The sequence below is a fragment of the Finegoldia magna genome (assembly GCF_018371055.1).
Classification (GTDB): Bacteria; Bacillota; Clostridia; order Tissierellales; family Peptoniphilaceae; genus Finegoldia; species Finegoldia magna_I.
The window spans coordinates 1-1,074 of the sequence record NZ_JAGYZD010000372.1 but is presented as its reverse complement, the minus strand read 5'-3'; the positions used below and the strand labels follow the sequence as shown (position 1 = coordinate 1,074).

At 34.1% G+C, this 1,074-nt stretch carries 2 protein-coding genes; one reads left to right on the top strand and one right to left on the bottom strand.

From position 1 onward, the window contains the following. The first annotated feature begins 1 nt into the window (after nt 1). The gene (locus KHW44_RS09970; protein ID WP_304068999.1) at nt 2–130 is read left to right on the top strand and encodes an LPXTG cell wall anchor domain-containing protein; all 129 of its coding nucleotides are present in this window, start codon (nt 2–4) and stop codon (nt 128–130) included. A gap of 283 nt (nt 131–413) precedes the next feature. Here KHW44_RS09970 and KHW44_RS09965 read toward each other — a convergent pair. Beyond that, nucleotides 414–1,074: DUF3841 domain-containing protein (locus KHW44_RS09965; protein WP_369680537.1), on the bottom strand; the 661-nt coding region annotated here is incomplete at its 5' end.

The following is a 1,074-nucleotide window of genomic DNA, read 5'->3' as shown; positions in this document are numbered from 1 at the left end:
AATGTTGGCTAGTACACAAACTTTGCCAAAAGCAGGCATAGACAACGAGCATATTTTAATAAGCATCGCTTGTTTAATAATAATTACTGGTGCATTTTTTGTGTTTTTTAAAAAAAGAGAAAAGAAGTAAGCAATTACATTGCTGACATGGGTTAGTAATTTCATTGCTAACGTAGGTAAAATACACGCAGATTAAGCATATTGCACGAATATCTAGACTACGAAAATTTGTTATTTCTAAATCTTGAAACCCTAAAATTTGAAGCTCACTACGTTCGGCGGTCAAATTTTGGCCGGGTTTCTTCGATTTGTAATCAACAAAATTTTCTCCGTATGATATTCTTAGCAATAAGGCTTAACTGCTTTTTTGTTTATCAACAAACAAAAATCTTAGACAATTAAGTCTAAGATTTTTACAAATAATCTATTAAATTTTCTTCTGATATGTCTATTGGGTCGTCATGGTAGTATACTTTGATTATCATGTCTTCTGTGATTTCCCAGATGTTTCCTTGGACTGCGAAGATGTTCCACTTATCGATGTCGAAGATTCTTTTGTAGCTTTGGTAGATTTTTTTGTATTCTTCGGGATACAAATATCTATAATCTTCGGAGCCTATTAGAAACGGGTTGGGCATTTTGTGATCTTTCAAGTATTTGTAGTAATTTTTCAAATCGTCTTCATCTAGTGGTACGTAGTGGTTGTTGAGGACGTAGTCCCATTTTGCTCCATCTAGATAGACGACCTTTTCTGCTGGGACTTTGAGGCAATATGCTACGGAGTTTTGGTCTGGTTTCATGCAATTTTTGTTACTAACTGAGCACCATATTGGTAGTTTTACATCGTCAGGTTTGGGGACGATTGTTTCTGCTTGTTTGACGAAATAGGTGTATTTTTCTCTGAAAAACTCATAGATGTCTCCCAAATGTTCACTTGCGTATTCCAATTTGTTGATGAATCTTTTTTCTTTTTTCAATACGTCTAGTGATCTTTTATCTTGCATTGTGTAAAGCATTACGTATCCATTTGTTTCATTTGGGTTTTTCATTTGTTTCATTATTTGTTCCTTTCTG

What these genes read in the sequence shown, in the direction of transcription:
- KHW44_RS09970 (WP_304068999.1), top strand. Translation starts at nt 2, where the DNA reads ATGTTGGCTAGTACACAAACTTTGCCAAAAGCAGGCATAGACAACGAG.